We start from the raw sequence: 16,880 nt of genomic DNA, 5'->3' as shown, positions 1-16,880 counted from the left end.
ATAAAAAAGCCTGCATAATGCAGGCTTGGTTGGATAAAGCTAAACTTTTACAGGGTCAATTATAAGTACTGACCTAATGCTTTAACTTGGTCTAACATGCGGTTCGAGAAACCCCATTCGTTATCGTACCAAGCCATTACTTTAACTAGTTTACCATCAGCTTTTGTTTGCGTTGCATCAAAAATTGATGACGCAGGGTTGTGATTAAAATCGATAGAAACAAGCGGAAGCTCGTTGTACTCTAAGATTTCTTTCATTGAGCCCGTTGCTGCGGCTTTCATTACTTCGTTAATTTCTTCAGCAGTTGTGTCGCGTTTAGTAATAAACGTAAAATCAACTAAAGAAACATTGATAGTAGGTACACGTACCGACATACCGTCTAATTTACCCGCAAGCTCAGGAAGTACTAAGCCAACAGCTGCAGCGGCACCTGTTTTAGTTGGGATCATAGACTGTGTTGCACTACGCGCACGGTATAGATCTGGGTGGTAAACGTCAGATAAGTTTTGATCGTTTGTGTAAGCATGAATTGTAGTCATGCTACCTTGCTCAATACCAACTGTGTCGTTAATTGCTTTTGCAATAGGTGCTAAACAGTTAGTAGTACAAGAAGCATTTGAAATGATGTTGCTATCAGCATTAATTACATCGCTGTTAACACCGTGCACTACAGTTGCATCTAAGTCTTTACCTGGCGCAGATACAATTACTTTTTTAGCGCCTGCTGTAATGTGCTTAGCTGCGTCTTCACGTTTAGTGAAAAAGCCTGTACATTCTAAAACGATATCTACGCTTAGCTCTTTCCACGGTAAGTTTGCAGGGTCACGTTCTTGAGTAAGTGTAATTACGTCATCACCAATTAACATGGTGTTATCTGCAAGTGTTACTTTTTTAGAAAATTGACCATGAACTGAGTCAAACTGAGTTAAATGTGCATTTACGTTAGCAGGTGCTAAATCGTTGATTGCTACAATTTTAATTTCACTGTTTTGCTCTGACTCATAAAGTGCACGTAATACATTGCGACCGATACGACCATAACCGTTAATTGCTACATTAATCATTTTAGACTCCTATTTAAGTTCACTTGCTTGGCGAGCAAGCGCTTCAATGGCTTGCCAGTCTTTATTTTCAATAAGTTGTTTATCTAACATCCACGTACCACCAACACAAATAACATTGTTAAGTGCTAAATAGTTAGGTGCAGTTGCTAGGCTAATGCCGCCAGTTGGGCAAAAAGTAACGTGCGGTAATGGGCCACCAATCGACTTAAGCATTGCCGTTCCACCAGCAGCTTCAGCTGGAAAGAATTTTAAAAACTTGAAACCATGACTTGCTAACTGCATTACTTCGCTCGCAGTTGCAGCGCCTGGTAAAAATGGGATATCAGACTCTTTTGCAAGTGCTAATAACTCAGTGCTCACACCTGGGCTCACCATAAAGTCAGCACCTGCCGCCACTGAGGCTTCAAAACTTGCTTTGTCCACTACAGTACCTGTACCTACAAAAGCTTCTGGCACTTCAGCTTTCATTAACTTTACAGCTTCTGCTGCAACTGGTGTACGCAGTGTAATTTCAAGTGCTTTTAAGCCACCGTTGTATAACGCTCTAGCAAGTGGTGCAGCATCTTCTAATTTTTCGATTACAACCACTGGCACAACAGGTGCCGATGCTAAGATTTTTTCAATACTCATTACTTGTTCCTCATTACCCAGTTCGGCTAATTATTATTCAAGTCCAAAAGCACTCGCGCCTAAATCGGCACTGCTTACTATATTTCTAAATCCTGTAAATAATTCACGTCCAGTACCAAATGTTAAACTTGGTTGGCTAATTTCAAGCTCACGTTTAGCAAGCTCGTCATCACTAACATGTACTTTTAAAATTCCGTTAGGCGCGTCAAGGGTTACTAAGTCACCTTCTTGAATTTTTGCAATAATGCCACCTTCTACAGCTTCTGGGGCTAGGTGAATTGCAGCAGGAACTTTACCAGATGCACCCGACATACGGCCGTCGGTTACAATGGCAACTTTAAAACCTTCGTCTTGAAGAGTTGCCATAACCGGCGTTAATTTATGAAGCTCTGGCATCCCTTTCGCTTTAGGGCCCTGCTCTTTAAGTACGGCTATAAAGTCTTGGTTTAACTCACCGCGGCTATACGCATCTTGAAGTGCCCCTTGCGAGCTAAATACTTTAGCCGGTGCCGTAACCACTTGATGCTCTTGTGCAACAGCAGATACTTTGATTACCGCTTTACCTAAATTACCAGTAAGCAGTTGTAGGCCACCTTGTTTACTAAATGGATTACTTACAGGACGAAGTACTTCTTCATCAAGTGAATTTGCAGGGCAATCAACCCATTTAACTTTGCTTGGGCCATTTGAATCGCTCATGATCAGGCTTTCGTCTTTATCTAAACGCGGCTCTGTCATGTAAGGTGCTAGGCCATCACCAAGCATTGTTTTAACATCAGTATGCAGGTAACCTGCGCTTGCTAGTTCGCGCATTAAGAAACCCATACCGCCTGCGGCTTGGAAATGGTTTACATCTGCTGAACCGTTAGGGTAAATACGCGTAAGTAGTGGTACAACTTCTGATAAATCAGACATGTCTTTCCACGTCACTTGAATACCTGCAGCCTTTGCAATTGCAACAATATGAATAGCGTGGTTTGTAGAGCCACCTGTAGATAGCAAGCCAACTAAACCATTAATAATGGTTTTTTCGCTAATTACCTCTGCTAAACACGGGCTTTCTTTATCATCTGTAAGCTGCTTAAGCATGGTTTCTACAGCATTACCTGTTAGTCCATCGCGAAGCTCTGTGTATGGGTTAATAAATGAGCTACCCGGAAGGTGCAAGCCCATTATTTCCATTAACATTTGGTTTGAGTTAGCAGTACCGTAAAACGTACAGGTACCTGCACTGTGGTAAGATGCGCTTTCAGCTTCTAGTAAGTCTTCACGGCTAACTAAGCCTTGTGCAAACTTTTGGCGAATACGTGCTTTTTCTTTATTTGGGATACCAGATTGCATTGGACCCGCTGGTAAAAAGAACACAGGTAAATGGCCAAACGATAGTGCGCCGATCAATAAACCTGGGACAATTTTGTCACACACGCCTAAACAAAAAACGCCGTCAAATACGTCATGCGATAATGAAACTGCGGTAGACATTGCAATAACGTCGCGAGAAAACAGTGATAATTCCATGCCATCACGCCCTTGCGTAACGCCATCACACATTGCAGGAACGCCACCCGCTACCTGAGCGGTTGCGTCGAACTTAGTTGCAATGCTTTTGATTACGTCTGGGTAATCTTTGTAAGGTACATGCGCAGATAACATGTCGTTGTATGAATTGATAATGGCTAGGTTTGGCACTTCATCTGCTTTTAAGCGTGCTTTATCATCGCTACTGCAGGCAGCCATTACGTGGGCAATATTGCCACAACCTAATCCCGCACGAACTCTTGTTTGTTTTTTTGCATGCGAAATACGATCTAAATAATCTTGACGGGTGTTTTTACTGCGTTCAATAACGCGTTGGGTAACTTCTTGAATTCGAGGATGTAACATAATTAACTCATCTCTATTAGTTAGAGGATAAAGGCTCAGTAGCAATTACAGACTCCACGTAAATAACTGTACTGAGCATCTTTGATTGACCCGTTCAAAGGTACGATATCAGGGAGCCTCTCACAACAAACCTGACACCGGTGTCACTGTATTAACTCACAGCTATGACACCGGTGTCAACCCTGGCCGCTAAATTTAATTTAACTTTTTATCATGACCAATTAATGAACACTTAAATTCTTGTGTACATACACACTTTTATCAAGCTGCGGGCAAAAAAAGCCTGAATAAGCGTCACTCATATTCAGGCTACTGTGAAAAAGTATTTTATGGATTTACGCGTGCTGTTGATTCACGCGTTATTAAACGTGATTCAAGCGTGATTTGAAAGGGTTGCTCTTGAGGCTCTGTAATGTGGTTAATTAATTGGGTAACCGCAAGCTTTGTCATTTCTTCTACTGGTTGGGCTATGGTTGTTAACCCTGGCCAAATATGACGTGCAATAGGTGCATTATCAAAACCGGCTATAGAAATATCGTCAGGTACACGCAATTGCCTTTGTGTTGCGAGTTTAAGTACAGCCGCGGCCATGTAATCGTTTGATGCAAATACAGCGGTGGGACGAGGTGACAAATCTAAAATGCTGCGCGCGCTGTCTACGCCCGAGTGGTAACTAAAGTTACCTTCTTCAACTAATCGCTCGTCAAACTCAATATTGTGATTTGCTAAAGCGCGCCTGTACCCTTTAAAGCGTTGCTGTGTTGCACTATGATCAGGATGACCTTTAATAAATGCAATTGACTTATGCCCAAGGCTGATTAAATGTTCTGTGATTTCAAATGCGCCCTGCTCGTCGTTGCTACGAACAGAAATAGATTCATCTTGTAGAATTGCGGAAGCAACTCTAGCAAACGGAATTTTTTTAGCTGTTAAAAACTCGACCAACTCAGGAAAATCACCAAAAGGTGGCGTAAGTACAATGCCATCTAAACGAGATGTTTGAAGCAACTGCTCAACATTACTAATTAAAGCTTCGCCTCTGTATTCGCATGGATGAATTAGTAAGTTGTAATTGTTTTCTTGGCAAGCGGCTAATGCACCAGTTTGAACACGCGTGATATAACTTTTACTGGGATTGTCGTATAAGCAGCCAATAATAAAGCTTCTGTTTTGTGCTAAACCACGCGCAATAGGATTTGGCGTGTAATCTAGTTCTTTAAACACAGCGAGTACTTTTTCACGTGTGGCTGCACTTACGTTAGGCTCATTATTTAGAACCCGCGACACTGTTTTTTTAGACACACCAGCATGACTTGCTACACTGTTGATTGTTACTTTTTTCATCACTCTATTTTCCACATGCAATCAACAAAAACTACTTGGCGTTATGCAAACACGCCGCTGCGCCAATTAAAGGTATGTTGTCTTGTGTTACTAATGTAACAGGTATTTGACCTGTGTATTGCGACATAATCCCTTTTTGCGAAAAGCGTTCAACAAAGCGACTTTCGAGCAAGCGGGCTTGCATACGCGGTAATATTCCTCCACCAATAAATAAACCACCTAACGCGCCGTAAGCTAACGATAAATCACCCGCTACACTGCCTATCCAATCACAAAACTGGTTTAATGTTGCATCGCACACATCACACTCGCCACTATTTGCTAAGCTGCTAATTTGAGCAGCATCAAGGTTTTTAGGCGATTGCCCTTTAACGGCAGCCATTGCTTTATACAAATGGGTAATGCCTGGGCCAGAAAAAACGGTTTCAACGGAAACGTGTTGATGCTCTTTTTTTAGTTCTTGAATTAATAAAGCGTCGAGTTCTGTCACCGCTGCAAGTGATATATGCCCACCTTCGGAGCTTAAAACAGAAGTAGAATGAGATGTTCTAACTAGGCAAGCCGCACCAAAGCCCGTTCCAGGCCCCATAACGCCAATATTTGCGTTATCGTCTGCCTGACCGGCTTTTATAACAACATTTTGCGATGGGTTTAAATAAGGTGCAGCGTACGCAAAAGCAGCAAAATCATTAATAACATCAAGCTCATTCAATTCAAAATGGACTTTAAAATCGTTAACACTAAAGTGCCAGCCTAAATTTGTTAAGTGAACCTGGCCTGCCTTTATTGGGCCTGCTACCGCCAAACACGCACGTTTTGGTGTAATGTGTGGTACGGTTGTTAGGTAATGCTCCAGTGCTTTTTCAAGTGAGCCAAAGTTAGCACTAGGGAATGTATTATTGTGCTCAATAGTAAATTGATTTGTTGTATCATCAAACGATGTAATTAAAGCAAAGCGCGCGTTAGTGCCACCAATATCGGCAACTAAGATAGGATCAAATTGGGTAGAAGAGTTTAGGCTCATGGTGTTATCTCTTTTGTTTAAGCAATCAGTGCTTTTTTGTTCTACAATAGTAAACCATTGGTGTAATTACTTTAGGCTATCACCCTAAAGCGGCTATCAGAGAAAAAATGCTGCCTGTAGCGATTACAAACAGCCAATTCGTTTTGACAACAAAATGATAAAACATAAATATTATGACACCGGTGTCACAGTCAAATCAATAAATAATTTGCTTTAAACACAAAAAGCTTGAAATATTTAATTAATAAACGAAAATGGCACTATTGTGTATTACATTAACTAAGTTGTGATAATGAAAGGTAAAGCTACATCATTTGATATTGCCCACTATGCAGGGGTATCTCAATCAACTGTATCTCGTGCTTTACGAAATAGCCCGCTTGTAAATGAAGAAACACGCAAGCGTGTTCACGACATAGCAAAAAAGCTCAATTACAAGGTCGACAAAAACGCGAGTAACCTGCGTACTCAGCAAAGCAGCACGCTAGCCTTATTATTATTTGAAGACCCGACTTCTGACGAATCACAAATAAACCCATTCTTTTTATCTATGCTGGGCAGCATTACCCGCGCGTGCGCAAAAGAAGGTTACGATTTATTAGTGTCGTTTCAATCAGCCAGTGCAAGCCGATTACGAGGATAGCCACAGAGCCGATGGCATTATTTTACTCGGTTACGGTGATTACATAGACTTTCAGCCAAAGTTTAAAACCCTGCTTGATCAAAACACTAAATTTGTATGTTGGGGTGCAACGGTAGACAATAGACCCGATCTAACCGTGTGCTGCGACAATTACGGCGGTGGTAAACAGGCGGCGGCTCATTTTATAGCCCACAACAGGCAAGACTGTGCATTTATTGGCGATGCTTCTGACCACAGCCCAGAATTTTTTGCTCGTTTTCAGGGGTTTAAAGACGAACTAGAAGCTAACAATATTGCTATAAACGAACGTAAAATGGCTAACGCTATTTCAACGGAAGAATCAGGCTATCATGCAACTCGCTCACTCATTGCCAACAATATTAAATTTAACGCGTTATTTGCAGCAAGCGACTTAATCGCAATTGGTGCTATTCGAGCACTCAAAGAAGCAAATATTAACGTCCCTAAAGATGTTGCAGTCGTCGGGTTTGATAACATAGCTATAGCCAGCTTTGTAAACCCACCACTGACAACCATAGAGCAAAACACCACCGTTGCAGGTCAAATGCTCGTTGAAAATTTACTAAAATTAATTCGTGAAGAAGAAGTACAAAGCACCCTTTTACCCCCCGTGTTAATTGCTCGCGGATCGAGTTAAATATTTAACCTGAACTGTGGATAATATATCTATTTAAAGCAGCTATTCTTAGCACTAACTGCGTTAAATTTATTTGCAATAGGCTCGCTATTGACGCGTAAATTCGCCTTGTTTTCACTTAAAAATTCTTGCTAGAGAAAAACAGAATTAAATTTAGTTAAAATTTAGTTGGTTAATAAATCTCTTAACCAAAGTTCAAGTTATTCAATACACAGCACCCTGCTTCAAATATAACTTTACCTTAAATATAAAAAAACCACGCTATAAGCGTGGTTTTTCTTTACTTAGTAGACAAGTTTACTTTAGTGCTTTTTCTACCACTGGGTAATAATCCCATACTTGTTTATCGCTTAATGAGCGAACTAGCTTTACGTACTCAGCATGTGTCCACGCTAATGGTGTTGCTGAGTTAGTACCTTCGCCCAACTCATAACCGGCTTTATTAACACCTACGCCATCCCAAACTTGTTCAGGCAACATCATGCCTTCATTCGCAAACTGTTCTAGACCTTTTACGTAACTATTTCTAATATCAGCCTGCTTAGTATCATTAAGTGTTTTGCTAGCGTTAGCTGCAGCAATTTCGTAATGGCCGCGTTCACCGGTGAAAAATGGCCATACACGACCACGTTGCCCAGGAGTGTTAGCGCCGCCCTCTGCGTAATTTGTGCCTGTTACTTCATCTTCGCCGTAACCGTCGTTACCATAGCGGCGGTAGCCTGCAAATGTGCCGGTGCCATCTTCAAAACTAAAGCTATATTTTACCTGTAGGTTATCATCAAGCGTTTCATCGTCATATTCAGGCAATGTTTTAACAATGCTTTCGTCGTTAGCGCCACGCACACCGTAGCGTACAAGTTCTAAAAACCCACCATCTAAAATTTGCTTTTTATTAAACCCTTCACGGCCATTATTCGCATTAATTTTGGTGTCTGAATTAGCATCAGTATCCTGACCGATTCGAATAAAGTACTCACCATCGGTATTTTCGCTTTTTAAATTACCCTTTGTAGTAAACATTTGCGATTCTATTTCGCTGTTATACTTCTTAGCCGTTTCTAAATAACGCTTAGCGTTTTTGTCGTCACCGCTAAGTGTTGCTATATCGCTGGCTGTTATCAAGCCCGCAACAATTGCAGCCGTCGTAGAAGGCGAGTAACCTTCTTGCTCTTCCCAGCGCTCCTGCTGTGTTGCCGGTGGAGTAATTTGCGTGTCGTTCCATAAAATTTTAGCAAGGCCACCATCAACTAAAAAATCGGCTGCCGGTTTTAGCATTTTACCGTACCAACTTTTTAGTTCATCGTCGCTAAGTACATTGGCTTTATGTAACTTCCAGGCAAGCATAATAGGCATAGCGGTTTGATCTAACTGTACACCTACCCATTCAAGCTCACCATCTACATGTGTTTTTTGTAAAAACCAGCCAGTATCGCCATTATTGCCGGGCGTATTGCTGTTAACTTGTACTTTTTCAAGGTACTCAAATGCTGTTTTAGCAGTGGCTGTATCGCCGAGCGCCATAAATGCCATTGCTACTTGGTAAAAGTCGCGCACCCATACCGCTTTATAACCGGTAGAACCTTCTTTTGCAGATACAGTTTCACCCCATGGGTTTGACAGTGATGCAATAAGTGCACCCGCGTGTGTTTTATCTTCTTGTGCTTTTAAAACCATGGCACTGGTATATAAAAGCTTGCCGTTATCGGCAGTTTGCTCAACCATGCTTGCTAGTGGCTCAATACTTTGTATGTAGTCTTGCCAACCTAGCTCGTCGCCTTTACCGTTGTAGTGATCAAGTACCGCTTTATAGCCCTTTGCCAAGCTTTGCTCACCGTGCTGCATACTTTGCTGCTGCGTGTTACCAAAGCTTAAAGCTAAATCAAATGTGGTGTTGTTACTGATATCACCGAGTTCTGCAAGCATGTTTACATTACCTGAAGCATCACCGGTATTCGTATACTGATTGCTAATTGCTTGTGTTGTTTTAAGTGAGCTTATGCCATCACTTTCACCTGTAAAGCTAACGGTTTGCGCTTTAAAAGGTGAACTTGATTGTAATGTTAAATAGTTATCGCCTTCCCAAGCTACAAGCCCTTGCTCTGTTGTTTTAGCAAAGTCACCTAATCCGTTATTATTAATGTATGGGTTAACGTTAACGTAGGCTTTTAAACCCTCTAATTGAGTATTAAATACACTTCGTACAAATAATGTTTGTGTATCTGGGTCGGTAAATATATGTTTTTCTAAACTAAAGCGACCTTGCTTGTCGGTACTTGTTACTTTATAAGCTAGTGAAAGTGGTCTGCCTTGCTCATCTTTGTATAAGTAATCAATAGTTACGTCTAAGTCATCAGCCTCGGTTACCGTAAAATCTTTACCGGTAACAATAAATTGCATGTCTTTTATTTGTGCTTGGTGAATAAGCCCAAACATAGTTTCTGTGATCATCCCTTTAGCAATAGAAAACCACACTTTCGATACATTGCCTGTTGCAGCTGAGTCACTGTACTGACCGTTTTTATATTCTTCAAACGATGTGCCGATACCTGTTTTACCTGCATACGCCCAAAATGGCTCTGCGCCTGGCGCGCCAGGTGCCGATTTAACCTGTGCAGCGATATTTTCATTATCTGTGCTTGTGTTTTGTGCACCGCAGGCAGTTAAACCCAATGTTAAAAGTGAGGCAGTTATAAGGTTATATTTTTTCATTGTGTGTCCTTAATTAGAATTTTTAACGCGCATTACGGCTACAGCGGCAACGACAAATGAGGCTGCGCCAATTAGTAATGCGTAAATAGGCTGATTTGAAAATGCGTGACGTAAAATAAGCCCTAGAATACTGGCTGCTAGCAATTGCGGGATAACAATAAAAAAGTTAAAAATGCCCATGTAAACGCCCATTTTATTACTTGGTAAGGCGTTACTTAACATAGCGTATGGTAGCGATAGAATAGAGGCCCACGCAAAGCCCACACCAATCATAGGTATAAGTAACATTTTAGGATCTTGAATAAACATAAAGCTTGCAAGGCCTAACGCGCCTAGCAATAAATTAAAACAATGCGCTCCTTTTAGACCCATTTTTTTAACTAAAAACGGAATACACATAGCGGCAATAGCAGCAAAACCATTGTAAGCGGCAAATAAAATACCCACCCAATCTGCACCATCGTTAAATGCTTTAGAAGTTGCATCGCTACTACCATAGTGAAAGCTAGTCACCGCGGCAGTGGTGTAAATCCACATGGCAAATAACGTAAACCAGCTAAAAAACTGTACCCATGCAAGCTGCTTCATGGCCTCTGGCATTGTGAATACATCTTGCACTACTTGGTAAAAACCACCTTGGGTTTTATTAGCACTTTTAAGCGCTGCTGCAATCCACTGCACAATCCCAAATGCTAGTAAACCACCAGCAAGTAGGTAAAGCTCTTTTTCAAGCGATAACCCCATTACTAATGCAAGAATTGCTAAACCTAACACCACAAAAATAATGGCGCCTTTGTTAAAGTTAATATCGGCAATAATTGCAGTGGTAGACTTCGCTGTTTGCTTTTCAAATTCAGCAAGTTGTTCTGGGCTATATTCCTTGGTGCGTGCCACAGTCCATAAAACAGCTACTAATAAAACCACCCCACCCCAGTAAAATGAATATTTGACTGACTCGGGAATTTGCCCTGCCGCTGCCGTATTGCTTACATCAAACCAGTTGGTCATCATCCAGGGTAATGCTGAGGCTAATACCGCTCCAATACCAATAAAAAAGCTTTGTAAACCATAGCCTGTTGCACGTTGTTTCTCTGGCAGGTTATCACCAACCAGCGCTCTGAAAGGTTCCATGGTCACGTTAATCGAGGCATCCATGATCCATAACATACCTGCAGCAATCCAAAGGGTTGGCGAATGCGGCATAATAAATAACGAAAGCGTTGTTAACACTGCCCCTACAAAAAAGAACGGACGACGGCGGCCAAATCGGCCCCAAGTTTTATCGCTCCAATAACCTATAATGGGCTGAACAATTAAACCGGTTAGTGGTGCAGCAACCCATAAAATGGGTATATCATCTACTTGGGCGCCTAATGTTTGAAATATACGGCTCACGTTACCGTTTTGCAGGGCAAAACCAAACTGTATGCCTAAAAAGCCAAAGCACATATTCCATATTTGCCAAAAACTTAGATTTGGCTTGTCACTATTATTATTTTGATTATTCATTATTAGCCTTATTTGTTAATACTGCGCTGCTAAATGCTTCAAGTGTCAGGTTAAATGTAGCGCCTTGCGAGTGTGTTTTAAGTGCCACTTGGTGTTGCTCAAGTAAATCAACAAGTAGTGAGCTTTCACCCAGTTTTGTTACTTTATCCCGAGATAGATCAACAGAGATACTCTGTGTTTGCTCACTAAAGTTACTGAGTACCAAAATTGTTTGCTGCCCAAGCGCTCGGCTAAACCCTACAATACGATCGCTGCCTGTAATAGTAAGCTCTTGCATATCGCCGCCCACAACAGCAGGTAAAATATTTAAAGCCATAATTGCTTTGTAGTATTCACGCAATGCAGCTTGTTCGTTAGTGAGTTTTGCACCATCAAACTGACCCTTATTCATCCATGCTTGATGAGCAGGAACGCCTATATAATCAAAAATACTGGTGCGAGTTGGCGAACCAAATCCAGCATTTTCAGAACCATCTTCACCCACATCTTGGCCAAAATATAATAAGCTTGGCGCGCGACTAATTAAGTTAGATACCACCATAGCGGGTTTACCCCACGCTGCACTTCCTGCAAAGTCTGGGCTGGCAATGCGTTGCTCGTCATGGTTTTCTAAAAAATGCAGCATGTGTTGCTCTATATCGGCAACGGTTTTATGCGCATCAAAAATAGTGTTTGCTGGCTGCTTGACTTGCATAATGGCCTTTAATGTATCGTAAAAGCCGACTTTATCGTAAAGGAAATCCATTTTACCTTGATGAATATAAGCACGATACATTTTCGGGTTGTATACTTCAGCCAATAAAAAGGCGTCTGGCTTTTGCATTTTTATTGATGAATTTAAAAAGCTCCAAAATTCAACCGGTACCATTTCGGCCATGTCGTATCTAAAGCCATCAACGCCTTTTTCGAGCCAAAAAAGTGCAATGTCTCTAAATTTATACCAGCTGTTAGGAAGCTCTTTATCTTGCCAAAATTCATAATGAGCACGATAATTTTGCGTCGCTATAGTTTTTGGTAATGTTGGAAAGTCGTAACTGCCGTTTGGTTTAACACCGTAATTAACTTTTACGGTTTCGTACCAATCATTTATGTCGGGTTTTGGCGCTCTTGCACCATTACCTGTCCATTTTGCTGGGTTTTCGTCAAAAAAGCCGTCCGCAAGTGGATGAGCATTGCCACCTAGGACTTGGTAATTAGCATCTGTAGGTACTTGAAAAGACTTTCCTGGTACATAGTAAAAATTATTATTTTTATCATACTCTTTGCTGGTGTCATCTTCTTCACCAAAGTCTTTAACACCTTTTGGCTTACCCAGCGATTCGTAGTTACGCGCCACATGGTTAGGTACTATATCAATAATGACCTTCATTCCATGATTATGTGTGCGTTTAATAAGCTCACTAAATTCGCCCATTCGGTTAGTGACGTTAATCGCTAAATCGGGGTTTACGTCGTAGTAGTCTTTAATTGCATAAGGTGAGCCAGCGCGCCCTTTTACAACATCAGGATCGTCTTTAGAAATACCGAACTGCGTATAATCACCCACTAATGCGTGATGCAATACACCCGTATACCAAACGTGCGTGGTACCTAGTTCTTTAATACCCTTAAGCGCAGCGTTGTTAAAGTCGGCAAATTTGCCCACGCCGTTTTGCTCTTTGCTGCCCCATGGCACATTGGCGGTTTGCGTATTACCAAATAAACGAGTGAAAACTTGATATACAACAGGCTTAGCTAACTCATTAGCTTTACTCTGTGTTACTTGGGGTTGCTCATCTTTATTACTTTCTGAGCAGCTACTAATTAATAGTGCGCTACATAAAATTGCAGGTGCATAAACTGATTTTTTCATTGTGTGTCTTTTGTCAGTGCGTATCACTTAATACTAATGATTAGTGCAGCAACCATACAGTTGCTGCATACGTATTCAGGCAAACTATTGTGGTGTATTTATTACTAAAACGGTGGCACTCATTGCCGGTAAAGCCACTGTATCACCTAGTAATTGTGTTTTGTTGGTGAATAAGTTATGCGCTTTAGCATTTTTTGGCATTACTTCCTGCATATACTCAATATTCTTAACTAGCTCTTTTGTGTTTTTATTCATAAATACCAACACAGTTTGCTCGTCGCTAATACGCGCATAACTATACACACCTTGTTGAGGCGTAAAGTGCACTAACTTGCCTTTATCTAGTGCAGTGCTGCTTTTTCTAAAGTTAAGCAAGGTGCTAATTGTTTTATGCATGTCTTTTTGCTGCGAGGTAAGCCCTTTACCTGTAAATCCATTACTCGTTTGGCCTTTAAACCCACCCGGGAAATCTATTCTAATATCACCATGGTCTTTACTTGGGGTGTTATCTAGTAAAACCTCCGTACCGTAATACATTTGTGCAATACCGCGCGTGGTTAAAAATAGGGTCATAGCCATTTTAGTTTTTGCAACATCTTGACCAAGCTCGGTGTATACACGGCTCATATCGTGGTTATCAGCAAACACCATAATGTTATTGGTATCAGGGTATAAAAAGTCATTCGCCAACGACTCATAGACTTTAACCCAGCCCGTGTTCCAACTTTCATCTTCATTTAGCGCTTGAATTACCGACTCTTGTAACGAAAAGTCCATCACACTGGGTAGGCTTGATTTATAGCCATCTTGATTATTTTTACCACGTTGCCAGTAAGAGGCGATTGCAGGGTTAGAGGTCCACTCCTCTCCTACAATATTAAAATCTGGGTATTCTTGCATAATGGCTTTTGTCCAATCACTCAAAAATGCTTTATCTGAGTAAGAGTAGGTATCAACGCGAATACCGCTTAAATCCGCGTATTCAATCCACCAAATAGCGTTTTGAATTAAATATTCACTTAACAGTGGTTGGCGCTGATTTAAATCAGGCATGGTTTCTACAAACCAACCATCATTAAACTGGCGCTTGTCGTACTCACTGGCGTGTGGGTCTTGTATAGTTTGGCGTGCATGGCTTGTAGCGTTTTTACCTTTTTTAAACTCACCATTAAAGTTAATCCAATCTTTGGTAGGTTTATCTTTAACCCAGGTATGCTCTAAGCCAAAATGGTTTAGTACCATATCCATTACAAGGCCTATGCCTTGCTCTTTTGCTTTTACCGAGAGCGTTTTATATAACTGATTTGAGCCCATACGTGGGTCAACTTTATAAAAGTCAGTAATTGCATAACCATGGTAAGAATAATCTGGCATGTTGTTTTCAAGTACTGGCGTTAACCAAAGCTGAGTAATGCCTAAATCGTTTAAATACGGTAATGCGTTTATAACACCTTGTATATCACCCCCGTGGCGTCCGCCCTTTATACTAGGATTTGCAGCTTCTAACATGCTAGGAACGGTATCGTTTTGCTCATCACCATTAGCAAAGCGATCTGGGTTGATTAAATAAAGGGTATCGTTAGATGTAAAGCCTTGGCGCTTTGCACTGTTTTTATCACGTGCAAGTAGTGGAAATTCGAAACTTTGGTTTGCTTCGCTGCTATTAAATTTAAGCGTTCCCGGTTGAGCTTCATCGGTAATGCTAATATTTAGAAATACATAATTTGGGTTATCTGTGCGCATTACTTTATTTAATTTAACACCATTATATTTAGCTAACTTAATTTGCTCGTTTGCAATGTTTTGCTCATGAACCATGATGGTAATCGTGTTTTTATTCATGCCTACCCACCAATTAGTAGGTTCAACGTCAAGTGCATAGGTTGAGCATGAAAAAGCACACGCTGTTGTAAGTAATAGTTTATTTAAAAATCGCATCATTAAACCCTTTTTATATTGGCTAAAAATTCTTTATGGGTGGGTAATTGTTCTACCGTTGAATTAATAAGCGCTTTTAATGTAGAAAATAAATCGTTTAGTTGTTCACTACTGAGTGAGTCAACAATACTATTGTAATCATCGGGAATAAGGCCTTGCCCAATGCATACCTGTTGCCAAGCCACTTCTGCAAATAGCTCGTCACTTTCTCGAACTACCTTGCCTGTTTGCCTAAATAAATCCATTTTATGAGCTAACGATTGAGGAATATCCATCTGCTTACACTGGCGCCAAAAAGGAGTATCTTCTCGTTCGGTTAACTTGTAGTGTAAAATAATGAAGTCGCGAATATGCTCTATCTCGGTCACACTTTGCTTATTAAATTCAGTAACAAGCGCATCACTAACGCCATTGTGAGGAAATAACTTAATTAAACGTATAACCGCACTTTGAATTAAATGAATACTAGTGGACTCAAGCGGTTCTAAAAAACCACTAGAAAGGCCCACTGCTACAACGTTTTTATGCCATTGCTTTAGACGTCGTCCTGTTTTAAATTTTATTAAACGAGGGGATGTTGTCGGTTCACCCGGTAAGTTGTTGAGTAAAAGCGCGGTAGCTGACTCGTCAGATAAATAGCGGCTGCAATAAACCAACCCATTACCTGTTCTATTTTGCAGAGGTATTTGCCACTGCCAACCTGCGTTATGTGCAATAGAACGTGTATAAGGCCTTAATTCATCACTTCCTGTTGATTGCACTGCTACGGCGCTATCGCATGGTAAATAATGCGACCAATCAACAAAGCCTGTATTAAGTGTTTGCTCAATTAAAAGTGCACGTTGCCCCGTACAATCTATAAATAAATCACCCTCAACTTGGCTATTATTATCAAGCGTTAGACTGTTAATTTGGCCTGTGTTAGGGCATTGCGTAATATGCTCAATTTTTGCATCTATGTGTTTTACACCGCGTGATAACGCCAATTTTTTTAAGTACTCAGCATATAGAGTCGCATCAAAATGAAAAGCGTAGCTAAGCCCAGGCAGTTGTGTATTTGGAATAGCTTTAAGTGGTGCAAATTTGTGCTTTTTAGCGGCTTGGTAATTAAGTGAAAAATCCCATAACGAATCTTCACTGCCACTTATTTGCCCTTTTACCCAAAAGTTATAAAAATCACAAAAGGGAAAATCTTTACCAAACGAGCCAAATGCATGCATGTAACTGTGAGATGGTGTTTTCCAGTTTTCGAACTCGATGCCAAGTTTTATAGAAGCATTGGTGGCGTTTATAAAGTCTTGTTCATTAATACCCAACGCATTGTTAAGCTGAATAATAGGCGGAATGGTCGCTTCACCGACGCCTATTGTGCCAATGCTACTGGACTCTATAAGCGTGATGTTAATTACTTTACCTAACACTTTATTAAGTAGCGCTGCGGCTATCCAACCAGCGGTTCCACCACCCGCAATAACAACGTTTTTTATTGGTTTCATAGTATTGCCCACGTGTTAATACCAACTCAACATAGCACTTAATGGTTTGATTGGTATAAATCAGATTTTGATAAAATTTAGATAAAGTAGCTATAAAAAAGCCCTTGTAAAACAAATTACAAGGGCTCC

Annotated in this window: 10 protein-coding genes and 1 pseudogene; 1 reads left to right on the top strand and 10 read right to left on the bottom strand. The window is 40.8% G+C overall.

Going from position 1 to position 16,880, the window contains the following annotated elements; all coding sequences use genetic code 11:
* Positions 1-59 precede the first annotated feature (59 nt).
* The 5 genes from gap to glk form a co-directional block, all read right to left on the bottom strand.
* Positions 60-1,064 carry a type I glyceraldehyde-3-phosphate dehydrogenase gene (gap, locus tag ATS71_RS08630; RefSeq protein WP_058404459.1) on the bottom strand — a complete coding sequence of 335 codons (1,005 nt, stop codon included), beginning with the start codon at positions 1,062-1,064 and terminating at the stop codon, positions 60-62.
* A 9-nt stretch (positions 1,065-1,073) separates the two neighbouring features.
* A complete protein-coding gene (eda, locus tag ATS71_RS08625; RefSeq protein ID WP_058404458.1) occupies positions 1,074-1,694 on the bottom strand; it encodes a bifunctional 4-hydroxy-2-oxoglutarate aldolase/2-dehydro-3-deoxy-phosphogluconate aldolase in 621 nt (206 codons plus the stop codon).
* Positions 1,695-1,727: 33 nt separating this feature from the next.
* Positions 1,728-3,578, bottom strand: coding sequence for a phosphogluconate dehydratase (gene edd, locus ATS71_RS08620; protein ID WP_058404457.1), 1,851 nt, complete (start codon positions 3,576-3,578; stop codon positions 1,728-1,730).
* A gap of 327 nt (positions 3,579-3,905) precedes the next feature.
* Positions 3,906-4,922, bottom strand: coding sequence for a LacI family DNA-binding transcriptional regulator (locus ATS71_RS08615; RefSeq protein ID WP_058404456.1), 1,017 nt, complete (start codon positions 4,920-4,922; stop codon positions 3,906-3,908).
* 31 nt (positions 4,923-4,953) lie between these two features.
* On the bottom strand, positions 4,954-5,946 hold the full coding sequence (gene glk / locus ATS71_RS08610) for a glucokinase (protein WP_058404455.1): 993 nt from the start codon (positions 5,944-5,946) through the stop codon (positions 4,954-4,956).
* 292 nt (positions 5,947-6,238) lie between these two features.
* On the opposite strand from glk, the pseudogene ATS71_RS08605 reads away from it, so the two are divergent.
* A pseudogene (locus tag ATS71_RS08605) lies at positions 6,239-7,247 on the top strand (LacI family DNA-binding transcriptional regulator).
* Positions 7,248-7,544: 297 nt separating this feature from the next.
* On the opposite strand, the gene ATS71_RS08600 reads toward ATS71_RS08605, so the two are convergent.
* The 5 genes from ATS71_RS08600 to ATS71_RS08580 form a co-directional block, all read right to left on the bottom strand.
* Positions 7,545-9,956 (bottom strand): glycoside hydrolase family 15 protein, encoded by a 2,412-nt coding sequence (locus ATS71_RS08600; protein WP_058404454.1) that lies wholly within the window; start codon positions 9,954-9,956, stop codon positions 7,545-7,547.
* A 9-nt stretch (positions 9,957-9,965) separates the two neighbouring features.
* A complete protein-coding gene (locus ATS71_RS08595; protein ID WP_058404453.1) occupies positions 9,966-11,465 on the bottom strand; it encodes an MFS transporter in 1,500 nt (499 codons plus the stop codon).
* Positions 11,458-13,317: an alpha-amylase family glycosyl hydrolase gene (locus ATS71_RS08590; RefSeq protein ID WP_058404452.1), complete on the bottom strand. Its 1,860-nt coding sequence runs from the start codon at positions 13,315-13,317 to the stop codon at positions 11,458-11,460. Before ATS71_RS08590 ends, ATS71_RS08595 begins: the two co-directional genes overlap by 8 nt.
* Before the next feature lie 84 nt (positions 13,318-13,401).
* Positions 13,402-15,258, bottom strand: a complete 1,857-nt coding sequence (locus ATS71_RS08585) for a glycoside hydrolase family 13 protein (RefSeq protein WP_058404451.1) — start codon at positions 15,256-15,258, stop codon at positions 13,402-13,404.
* Positions 15,258-16,751 (bottom strand): tryptophan halogenase family protein, encoded by a 1,494-nt coding sequence (locus ATS71_RS08580; protein ID WP_058404450.1) that lies wholly within the window; start codon positions 16,749-16,751, stop codon positions 15,258-15,260. The genes ATS71_RS08585 and ATS71_RS08580 overlap by 1 nt, the downstream gene beginning before the upstream one ends.
* Between the last annotated feature and the right edge of the window lie 129 nt (positions 16,752-16,880).

Origin of the sequence: Pseudoalteromonas sp. H71 (genome assembly GCF_001468485.1) — a bacterium.
Classification (GTDB): Bacteria; Pseudomonadota; Gammaproteobacteria; order Enterobacterales; family Alteromonadaceae; genus Pseudoalteromonas.
This window is presented reverse-complemented; position numbering and strand designations above follow the sequence as displayed.